Below are 10,051 nucleotides of genomic sequence, written 5' to 3'. Positions count from 1 at the left end.
GGAAGGAGCAGTAGTGGGGCAACAATCTTTGAGATGCGCTTTTTGTACACAAATGACCTTTGCAAATCGAATGAGCTGTACGACCAGATCCTATGCGCGTACCAAGTTACATCAAGTGGTTTCAGCTGAGTGAATGGCTTGTTCAACATAGCATTGCTGTGGTATGAGCGGTTCGGGACACCCCTGCTACCGACGTGACGAGACATCACATCATTTAATTAATTTTTCCGCTGTAAGCGCGGGATCAGAATGGGATCTCAACCAGATTGAGCGTGACTGGATTGATACAAAGAACTCGCTCGGTAACGTACAGCGTGATGATTCGATTCCACGGCTACAGCGATTGAAGAGCAGGTGCGTTCATGGATTTTTTGATCACAAAACCTGACTGGCTTGCGGGCGACATTTAAAATCAGACTCATATCTAATTTTGATTGAAATTAAAAATGGTCAAATCAGCTGTAATTGACTTGATCATTTTAACGAGTTTTATTTAATTGATTCGAGTACCGAAATCATTTCATTTTCTGAAATCGAATCATTGGTTCTATTTTCGGTGTTAATTTGATACATTTTTTCAGCGGCTGGAGCGTAAAGTATCCGTAACGATTTAGCTCCCGGGTTTTCTGTTGTAAGTACTACGCTCTCAGAGCCGTTTACCTCGACAACGGAACGTTGATCGGTCGGAAATTCCTGAACGTTAACCTCATCCGCAAAGGGACGTATCAGTTCCTTAGCAACCAGGTCGTACGATGCTGCATTTTGATTCTTGTAAACAAGGGTTAGCTGTTTAGGATTACTATCCTGTGGAGGGAATTGTGTAACCAAGACACGATCCAACTGGTAAGAGTCTGGTACATACGAGGGCGTGGAAACGGTGTAACCAAGATCTTCTAAGGCCTGGCTTAGCTCATGCGGTTTGTATGTGCGCTCCTCCACTGTGATCGGCCCTCTTGTCATGCTGATGGCTAGCCAAACAAGTACGCCGATCACTACGGCGAGAAGAAGAAATAATCGAATTTTCTTGGTTTTCACCTAAGTAATCTTCCGGTTCATTTGTGGATTAGTCAACAAGAAAGTCTTCCAGGGGTGGGAACTTGCCAGTTTTGTCGATTATGTCAGTGTAATCAAAGCTCACAAAATCATGGACGTCGCTCACCTTATTACCAAAGACTTACTGGCTGAGAGAGTTCCAGTGTAGGAGTTCGAAGCAGATACGGCTACAGATTTTGATAGGGAACCTGGCCCCATTCCGCTTACCTTGGTTATCCAAGATCCATAAGATTTGGTGGATCCACCCACCTTTTTGACAACGAACTTTGCATTCACACAAGCAATGCACGCAGGGACTGCAAGTACGTTGGAAATGGCTGATCTGGTGTCTTTGATGATCAGATTTCCAGAGGCATCTTCAACAAAATTTCCTTTCTGGATTGACTCACTAATGAAATCTTGATCATTCAACTGGGTAATTGATCTAATCGCGACGGGGTCTTCTGGAGAGGCGTATGCTGCGGGTGCAGCGAAAAGCATGAATGAGGTGAGCAGCCCTGCAATAAACTTATTTCTCATTTTTGGTTTTTTCAAAGTTATCCCCTGCGATTAGTAACGTATACGGTAGTCAAAGTGCTTGAACTTTTTGGCCGTGAGATAAGTCGTTTTAGTTATCTTTCCGCCTTTTCTATATTCCTGCTTGACTTTCTGAGTTTCGTAGACGGGGCGAACCTGTAGATATCCTTTTCGCTTGGGTAGTAATTGACCCTCATATGTCGTGGTTGAAGAAACGGAAGTGCTGATGCTGAAACCGACGGCTAGGCTGACAGCTGATTTTGAAGCGGATAATGTTCCGCTGTATGTGTTGGAACGTGATTGGGTTACTGTTTTTGAGAGTGTTCCAGGCCCAGTCCCTGAAGCGATGGTCTTGTAAGCGCCAAATTGAGTTCCTTTGGAACCAACCTTCGACACAATCCATTTATTTACTAGTCCATTTCCGCAAGCGATGCATGCAGGATCCGCTGCCGATGGAGAGGACGTTTGATTGGACGCTGTCCGGCGGTCTTGAATTGTGGCACTCCCACGCTTGGCCGCGGTATATGCCCCGTACGCGTTCGCCTTTGAGACATAAGTTTCATTAGTCAAATGTTGGTCACTCGATTGTGGCGATCCTTTTGAAGCCATTATTGCCGCTGTACTCGGGGATGTTGTGGCTATAATCATAAACGAGGCTAACAGTAGCCCAAGGACTCCGCGTGTGCGTTGGTGAGACATCCAGTTTCCTTTCATAAATACAATGGATTGAGTTGATATAACCATGAAAAATATGAATAAACAAGAGATTTTGCTAAGAAGCGGAGTTTTAAGTGTGATTGTTGGACTTGTTCTCATCTTTGTCAATCAAGCGCTGAACTTTTGGGCGGGATTCTCAACTGTCAATTTCATGGTTGATGGGGAGAACGTCCAGCGACAGGTTGACGGGAGTATGTACGTTATCCCGGTGATTTTGCTGCTTGTCGGAGCAGTTTCGGTTGGTTATTCCGTATTGCCAACTAGTAAAGTTCCAGTCGACTAAGTCGATGATCTGACTCAAGTCAATGACTCTGACAGCATTACTTGTTAAATTAAACAGATTCGGCTTGCACTTGACTGGTATTCGTTGAAATTCATTTTCTAGTGAAGTCTATTCATAACCGGGTTCCCAACGACCGCAGGCGGAAGAATTCCAACCGCCCAATCGTCTGAATCACCGACGGTAACTCATGGAAAACTCCCCGATAAATCTCTGCCATGATTTTCCAGTTCTTCAAATGGGAGATACCCTGCTCAACCGCCCACCGGATCTTCGCCAGCTGATCATTGAACGCTTTATCATGCTCAATCAGCTCACCAGTTCCAGGCCTTTGACCTTTCTTGTACGGGATCATCGCGTCAGTTCCTTGGTACCCCAAATCTCCAAGGTATAGCGTTCCGGCAAGAAGTTCTTCCAGCCCGCTTTCGGTAATGGCTTTGCGGTCATGATGGCTTCCTGGAACGGGTTCGGCTAAGAGCATGAGCCGTCCGGAGATTGTGGTGAGGACCTGTACATTGACGCAGTGCTTGCGTTTCTTTCCGGAGTAGTGCGTTCTGATCGCTGGTTTATGCTTGCGAACAGGCACGTCAGTGCCGTCAATGATCAGTGATTCACCGCGGTTCAAGGCATCGTGGATGTCGGGTAGTTCAAAGGCGAGGGCTTCACTGATCAGCGGGAGCATTCGTCGGTAGGCGCGTGACACCGTGGGCTGACTGACCCCGTGAAGGTGTGCCAGAAGGTTCTGCCGGGTGTTGTGGCGTAGCAGGTTCAGGGCGATGTACAGCTGGTCATGAAGGCTGAGTACAACAGGCCGGCCTCCCGGCGGTTGGGAGGCGCAGGTGCGGCTTTCGAGGATTTCTGTGATGCGGTCCAGCAGCTCAAGGAATTTGGTGAGGGTGAGCCCTGTAGTAGAGTTATATGGCGGTCACAGTTCAAAAGCGGTTCTGAAAAAGCATTGATCACGGCGCGTTAAACCTGTCCTGACACTGCCGGAATGTTAATTTTGGTTTATGCGCACCCCACAGCTCTCCGATGAAGAACGCCGGCTACTCAAAGAGTACAAAGCCAAGGCACCGCATAAACTCGTGGTGAAGAAAGCTGAGGCTTTGCTGCTTCTTTCTCGGGACGTTGCCCCGGAAATTGTTGCTGAATTCGTGGACCGCGAACCCTCAACACTGGTTGACTGGATGACAGATTGGCACCAGCAGCGCATGGCTTCGCTCTTGACCGGGCATGTAGGAAACCTGAACCGTAGCTTCCTCACTGAGGAACAACGAGCAACTGTCAACGAAGTCCTCTCCCAGCCGCCAGGAGACGAGTATCTGCCGGCCCAGTTCTGGGATGTTCCGAAGCTGGACCATTGGTTATCGACCACGTTCAACATCGAGTACGCATCGAATTCCTCGTACCATTTCCTACTGCGCATGGCTGGACTCTCCTTTCATAAGCCGGAGAAGTTTGACCGGCGTCGTGCCGATGAAAAGGCTATTGACCAGCGGGTGAAGGAAATCCGTGAAGAACTAGTGGACCCGTTGGCTGACGAAAACACGTTAGTGTTCGCGGCCGATGAGGTGCGTATCGATCAGGAAGCTGTGGTGCGCAAAGCGTGGTACGAGAAGAACACGAAAACTGTGTTGAAAGTGGACCGGAAAACGGCTTCTCAGTCGTTTATCGGGTTTCTGAATCAGAACACGGGCCAATGCCTGCCGTTGCGGTTGGAGTGGCAGAACAGCGCTACTATTTTGGAAGCGGTGCAGACCTTGGTGGGGTTGCATCCGGGGAAGAAGATCGTCATTGTGTGGGATAACGCTTCGTGGCATAAGAACAATCTGATCCGCGCGGAACTGGCCTCGGGTCAGACGTTGCAGGATGTTCATTTGATCAATTTCCCACCCTACGCGCCGGATCATAATCCGATTGAGCATGTGTGGAATGATGCGAAGAACGCGATCAGTGACGTGCAGCGTGATGATTTTGAGTCCACGGTTGCGGCGTTTGAAGCGCATATCGGTTCACGGGTGTTTGATTACAAGATCTGACTGGCCGGCTACCGTTTTTGAAAAACTAGAGCCATAGAACTGATCATTTAAGAACAATTGGGAAAGCTAGTTATTTCCCTTATTCAAAGATTTCTTGAACGACTTTATAGTCTTGCCGATACTTTTGCCGTCAACTGTATCGATTTCCCCGGTGGTGGAAACGAAGTTGAATCCTTCTTCGGGATTCACAAGTTCGCGACGACCGCTATGGTTTTCGCCGAGTGACAGCATGATGCGAGTTTTGTCGCTACGCAGAGTTGACGCAGAGAAATTGCGCATATTCGTTGTGTTCTCTTCATCGTAGGTAACTCCACCGCTAGCGCCACCCAGCTGATCCACAAGAATCCTATCGCCAACCTTGGCTTCACCACTGACAACCTCAGTTACTTCGAACTCCGTAACTGTAATGGGCACCCCAGAATCTGCGATAAATTCATTGATCTCTTCCTCAGATAACCCAGCTTGTGGGTTCTTGATTGGATCATCCGAATCAACGCGGTCAGGATAGATCATCTCATCCCACGACTTCACGGGGACCCCGACTACAACGAGGTCACTTTTAGCAGCTGCTGCTAATGGAGACCCGTACGAAGGATAATCAGCATTCATGTGAACCGTCTCTTGGATGGTTTCCTGACCTGACGATTGAGGGGTCGCTGTTGTCGAACCACCAGAACACGAAGTGAGAGCCAGCATAAGGCTTCCAGCAATGGCAGCTAGGGGCAGAAGCTTTCTCATTAGTAGATCCTCTTCACTTCATTTTTGTCGTAAGTCTGTGGTTTATAAATAGTAGATCGATTTCGGCTGTGTTTCATCAAAGATGCAGAACTTGTGCTCGGATTATCAGCCAAGCTCAAGGCATGTCCAAGCTCATGTGTGCCGGTGCTCAGGTACCAAGTTGTACTTACTTTGTTTGGCATGTCCCTGTACAGGGTGCGAGTGTTGACGTAGACGTTGAATTTGGTTGTCTTGAGTGCGCGGTTCCCGGTTGAGGAGTACAGCCCATACCATTCATTGGTGTAGCTTCCGGCGCGCATCGCGTGTGCCGATGAGAGGTTCTTCGAGATTCCAGCCCCTACACCCGCGGAATTCCAGTTGCCTCTACTTTGATCGAACAGGGAGCTCATCGTTGAATTCGCACCGACATATCGAACTGAAAACTTTGTAGTGTACATTCCCCCTGAAAAGTATGTTGCATTTGCTGCTGGAACACTTGTTAGCACTAGCAACATTGAGGCCAGTGCGGCAATAAGCAGCTTCAGTTTTCTGCCCATGTTCATAGTTTGCCTGTCGGTTCTTGATTTTTGCATGATCATCCTGCTTTGCTTTCTGACAAAAGGGACTAGTCGGATGGAACGATGAATTTCGCTGAATTCTGAAAGTTGATAAATTCGATCGACTACCTGAACAATACATCGATGCTAGTCAAGGGTGTTGAAAAATTTCTCTTTTTCTGATTTTGTAACACATTTGTTATAGATCCCTATAAAAAGAATAAAAGCGTATGTGGGAGACGGAACGAACTGTTAATCAGACAGCGGGAATTCAGTGTCAAAGTTCATCAATTTCACAGGGCAATCAGGGGATGCGGTTGGTTGGAGGGTAAACCGGTACCTGGATCTCCAACAATCTCAAGAACTCATAAACGACCGTATAAATGACAAGAGGTTGAATCTATGCTGATCGGCTACATGCGAGTATCGAAAGCTGACGGATCGCAAAGCACGGATCTCCAACGAGATGCTCTTTTGAGTGCCGGGGTTGAAGAGCAGAATCTTTACGAGGATCAGGCTTCAGGGCGTAAAGATGACCGCCCTCAACTCGCTGCCTGTATAAAGGGGATGCGCTCTGGTGACACGTTGCTGGTGTGGAAGTTGGATCGGTTAGGTCGAGATCTGCGTCATCTGGTGAACACAGTGCATGATCTGACCGAGCGGGGGATAGGACTCAAAGTCCTCACTGGTGAAGGCGCTGCTATTGATACGACGACTGCTTCGGGCAAGCTCGTCTTCGGGATCTTCGCCGCCCTGGCAGAATTCGAGCGCGAGCTGATCTCAGAGCGTACTAAGGCCGGATTGGCTTCGGCACGCGCTCGTGGCCATAAGGGTGGCCGGCCGTACAAGATGACTCCTGCCAAGGTCCGGTTGGCGATGGCTGCCATGGGGCATAAGGAAACGAAAGTTGGGGTGTTGTGCGAAGAGCTCGATATCACCCGACAAACACTTTATCGCCACGTTTCGCCGACTGGTGAGTTACGGTCAGATGGCCAGAAACTCTTGAATTCGAGATAGGCAGGTTCATTGCTGAGCCTTCTACCGGAATGGAATTTTCAAGTCAAGTTAGACCACCAAGTCTTAGACCAATATCTTTTCTCCTTCTTCATGCTGAATCGGTTCGTTAATTCAAGCTACTTCGGGCAGTAACATCTGCATCGGTAGACGGTTCTTTCTAAACCTCTCTATATGCTCCTCCCATGCCTAATTCAGCGCCTCTAGGCGTTGAGCATCCACGTTCGCAGTCGTCCCGAATCATCCCGAAATGCACGTCAGCAGGGGTATAAACCCCAACCCGAATGGCAGTGCTCAGTGCTGTAAGCATGAAAAACTGGCACATAAAATTCTGGGCATGCTCCAACACACCAAACCGCTAGGGAATACCGGCATATATTTCAGCCCTATAGGTCTGCCTGCGCGGTATGAGGCTGGAAGTTGGGATTTGAAACGGTGGAGGGATCGAGCGTGGTCTATTGCCGGGAAGCTCATCACAAGCGGTCGCCAACGCAGATTGTTGCACAAAGAATAGATCAACGGGTTAGGCCAGCGCAGGGTGGCTGGCCCGTTGAGAACTTGAGAGTTCAAGCGGTGGTCATTCGTTAGCTCAACAAAGAAAAGACAGTTCCGGCGTGTGGTGTGAGGCACAAACGCTGGCGGTATAGCGCTCTTCGTCGTGCCAGAAATCAAGAATCCCACCGGATACCGGTGAGATGCCGGTTCCGATGGGACTGGGATCCCCCTATGAAATTTCTGAGTTGATCATCCGATTTTCGCGCGTTTAGCGAATAGGAAGCATTCTCGATTTGTTCATACCTTGCCGTCCGCATGGAAAGGTTAGGCAATAGAAGCTTGTTCCGGAGAGTCGATCCAGGTTCGTCCATGACCCCTTGAGGTTCGTTCGGGCATACACCTCGTGATTAGGCACTCGCACCCGAAGACTGATCACTTTCACAAGGCCAGATCGGTACATCTTGATATTTGTTGTGTGGCTAATCGCTCCAGCAGCATTGCAAAGTGGATTTCCGATAGCGTGCTTGATCTCGACGTTCGCATAGGTGCTAGTTTGTTTTTGCTTCGAAAACTTGATTCCCTTGGCGCTAGCCTGCTTTTGCCTTGTGAACCTATAGTTGTGGTCATACCCCTTCGATATTCCCACCTTGGCGATGTTGTACATTTTTCTTCTTGCCCAGTCGACTTTGACGCCTGCCACGGTTTTATACGATGCGTAAGCCGAACCGTTGCTAAGACTTTTCCAACTTCGATTGTTGCCATTGTGATACATAGTCACATGATCCATGCTGCTCAGACGGCATAGCTTGGCATTGACAAATTTCGGCGCAATGAAGGTGGTGTAGTAGATCTCCGTCCAATTATTCTTTTTCGCCGCAGCTGGAGTTGCGATGGGAACAGTGAGAGTCGACGCCCCATTTTCATCCTCGAGCTCAACACCCAAGGCTGTATTTCCGTCGGCACGGGACATGGTGATGGACCCACCAGCATGTGAAACTTGAGACGCAGGCTGGGCAACTTGAAGCGTCGAATCGTAGGTTAAGACTTGATTGACGTTTACACCTGCAGGCGTGGCGACTGTCATCGCGTCATCAGTGGTCGCCACTGCTAAAAGCGGTTTCATCTGAGATGATGCCAAGAGGGCGGGGGTCACCTCAACTTCAGTCTCGTGAGCCTCGCCATTAACCGGCACTTCATCAATGGGATCGCCTGGCTGCCACAGACTTTCAGGATCCTGCAGCGGCGCTTCCGGTTCGCTGGATACCAAGTGCACATTGACCTTTTTGCCAGATTGCGTAGTGCCGGAGTAGAAATTTTCTCCCGAGCCATCCCCAGAAGCTAATGTCAACGGTATATTTCTGCCAAACCCATCCTTTATTGTCAGCCCAGAGTCGGTGACAGTCATTGCGCCGATTGAATATACATAAAGAACCGGGGCAGTTGCTATGGGTGGAAAGGAAAGGGTAGAGGACGAATTGGCGGGCTGCGTATCGAGTATTTCATTGGCCAGGTCAGAGAGGGGCATAGGAATCTCAGTCGGTTCCACTGCGGCCGCGACCTCTGATTCGCTATCACTCACGCTACTGGCTTCACTGGAATACGCCGGAACCAGTGAACTCGCGGCCAAGAAAAAACTGGTGAAGGCAACTACGCCCATCCGAAATGCGGATTTCAAAGATTTCTCCAGATCAATAATGCCTTGATTATTCCAAAGCGATCCATTGATACTACCGTCCCCCCGGTAAACCGCAATAGGTTGTATAAAATAAAACTAAGTCACTCCTAGGTGTATGCCAAACTGCCCTAGACAAGGTAAAATATCAGCATTCCGTAGAGATGAACTGCTCAAGCCCATTCCCTCCAACGGACTAAAAGTTAGCGCTGGGAATCGTCGAGGTGAAATGAAAATGTTGAGTAAAAATGATCATGTCGAGGCTGCGCCGAGGCAAATGACGCCGGATGTGGGCACTCGTTTATTTGCGTGGTCAGCCACAGCAATTTTGACAGTCGTGCTGTGCTTTGTGTCGGTACTCGCATCTGACAACCGCATTGGGATCCTTGAGTGGGCCATATGGGTAGGCGCACTCGTGATCGCCTCTACTCTCCTCTGCGTAATTCTTCCTATTTGGATGAAAAAGAGGAAGTCACTGCTCCGCGAAACGTCCTTGTTATTTATCGGGCTTTGCGTTTTTGATCTTTGTTGGAATCTCGTGACGGATTCGGACCTGGCTACTGTTGGCGAGCTTCTGCTGGGCTGGCTTGCCTTGTCAGTTCCCTTTTTCTTGATCTATTCGCTGGTGGCGGCAGGCGTGACTGCGCTTGTTGGTTTGTGCATAGGTCGGTTTTCTACTGCGTCTAAACGAGCGAAATCGTAGTATCAAGTTCAGGGTTTCAAGCGCACGGACCGCTATTTTGGTGAGTTATACACCGGGAACAGACGTGCTACGGCACGGTGAAACCGTAGCGTCGTTTATTTTCTTTTTCGCAAGCCACCTCAAATTCGGTGAATTGATGTAGAGACAAGTGGCTCCGTTGGGCATCATAAACCAAATAATGTTGCTCTTTCGGCACTCGGTGATCATCGTGGAGTGATTTTCTGAGAATACTCTTAACTGGAAAATAACTTACTAAGTCAGTGGAAATCTGGCTCTACTGACTCTTCC

The 10,051-nt window shown here is 48.8% G+C and carries 10 protein-coding genes; 4 read left to right on the top strand and 6 right to left on the bottom strand.

The genetic code is table 11. The features are described 5' to 3' along the window. Positions 1-489: 489 nt before the first annotated feature. Entirely contained in the window at positions 490-1,035 is a 546-nt protein-coding gene (locus tag CIK74_RS02445; RefSeq protein WP_096254193.1) for a hypothetical protein, read from the bottom strand. Positions 1,036-1,155: 120 nt separating this feature from the next. Beyond that, positions 1,156-1,587, bottom strand: coding sequence for a hypothetical protein (locus tag CIK74_RS18415; RefSeq protein ID WP_141392844.1), 432 nt, complete (start codon positions 1,585-1,587; stop codon positions 1,156-1,158). Between the two features lie 724 nt (positions 1,588-2,311). Between CIK74_RS18415 and CIK74_RS02440 the strand changes: the two genes are divergently transcribed. Further along, complete coding sequence (locus tag CIK74_RS02440) at positions 2,312-2,569, top strand: hypothetical protein (protein ID WP_096254192.1); 258 nt, start codon at positions 2,312-2,314, stop codon at positions 2,567-2,569. A 112-nt stretch (positions 2,570-2,681) separates the two neighbouring features. Here the strand turns inward: CIK74_RS02440 and CIK74_RS02435 are convergent, their stop codons facing one another. Continuing rightward, complete coding sequence (locus CIK74_RS02435) at positions 2,682-3,422, bottom strand: transposase (protein ID WP_256382565.1); 741 nt, start codon at positions 3,420-3,422, stop codon at positions 2,682-2,684. Between the two features lie 154 nt (positions 3,423-3,576). Between CIK74_RS02435 and CIK74_RS02425 the strand changes: the two genes are divergently transcribed. Next, complete coding sequence (locus tag CIK74_RS02425) at positions 3,577-4,605, top strand: IS630 family transposase (RefSeq protein WP_096254189.1); 1,029 nt, start codon at positions 3,577-3,579, stop codon at positions 4,603-4,605. A 66-nt stretch (positions 4,606-4,671) separates the two neighbouring features. Here the strand turns inward: CIK74_RS02425 and CIK74_RS02420 are convergent, their stop codons facing one another. Both CIK74_RS02420 and CIK74_RS02415 read right to left on the bottom strand, forming a co-directional pair. Beyond that, positions 4,672-5,343, bottom strand: a complete 672-nt coding sequence (locus tag CIK74_RS02420; protein ID WP_141392843.1) for a hypothetical protein — start codon at positions 5,341-5,343, stop codon at positions 4,672-4,674. Beyond that, positions 5,343-5,921 carry a hypothetical protein gene (locus CIK74_RS02415; RefSeq protein WP_240520437.1) on the bottom strand — a complete coding sequence of 193 codons (579 nt, stop codon included), beginning with the start codon at positions 5,919-5,921 and terminating at the stop codon, positions 5,343-5,345. The genes CIK74_RS02420 and CIK74_RS02415 overlap by 1 nt, the downstream gene beginning before the upstream one ends. A 360-nt stretch (positions 5,922-6,281) precedes the next feature. On the opposite strand from CIK74_RS02415, the gene CIK74_RS02410 reads away from it, so the two are divergent. Then, positions 6,282-6,896: a recombinase family protein gene (locus CIK74_RS02410; RefSeq protein ID WP_096254187.1), complete on the top strand. Its 615-nt coding sequence runs from the start codon at positions 6,282-6,284 to the stop codon at positions 6,894-6,896. A gap of 760 nt (positions 6,897-7,656) precedes the next feature. Here CIK74_RS02410 and CIK74_RS02405 read toward each other — a convergent pair. Next, positions 7,657-8,967, bottom strand: coding sequence for a hypothetical protein (locus tag CIK74_RS02405; RefSeq protein ID WP_170947706.1), 1,311 nt, complete (start codon positions 8,965-8,967; stop codon positions 7,657-7,659). 328 nt (positions 8,968-9,295) lie between these two features. On the opposite strand from CIK74_RS02405, the gene CIK74_RS02400 reads away from it, so the two are divergent. Next, positions 9,296-9,763 (top strand): hypothetical protein, encoded by a 468-nt coding sequence (locus CIK74_RS02400; RefSeq protein ID WP_096254185.1) that lies wholly within the window; start codon positions 9,296-9,298, stop codon positions 9,761-9,763. The last annotated feature ends 288 nt before the right edge of the window (positions 9,764-10,051 follow it).

It is taken from the genome of Glutamicibacter sp. BW77 (assembly GCF_002332285.1).
GTDB classification, from domain to species: Bacteria; Actinomycetota; Actinomycetes; order Actinomycetales; family Micrococcaceae; genus Glutamicibacter; species Glutamicibacter bergerei.
This window is presented reverse-complemented; position numbering and strand designations above follow the sequence as displayed.

Coding starts and splice junctions, on each gene's coding strand:
- CIK74_RS02415 (WP_240520437.1), bottom strand. CDS start 5,921: ATGATCATGCAAAAATCAAGAACCGACAGGCAAACTATGAACATGGGC.
- CIK74_RS02420 (WP_141392843.1), bottom strand. CDS start 5,343: ATGAGAAAGCTTCTGCCCCTAGCTGCCATTGCTGGAAGCCTTATGCTG.
- CIK74_RS02400 (WP_096254185.1), top strand. CDS start 9,296: ATGTTGAGTAAAAATGATCATGTCGAGGCTGCGCCGAGGCAAATGACG.
- CIK74_RS02440 (WP_096254192.1), top strand. CDS start 2,312: ATGAAAAATATGAATAAACAAGAGATTTTGCTAAGAAGCGGAGTTTTA.
- CIK74_RS02425 (WP_096254189.1), top strand. CDS start 3,577: ATGCGCACCCCACAGCTCTCCGATGAAGAACGCCGGCTACTCAAAGAG.
- CIK74_RS02410 (WP_096254187.1), top strand. CDS start 6,282: ATGCTGATCGGCTACATGCGAGTATCGAAAGCTGACGGATCGCAAAGC.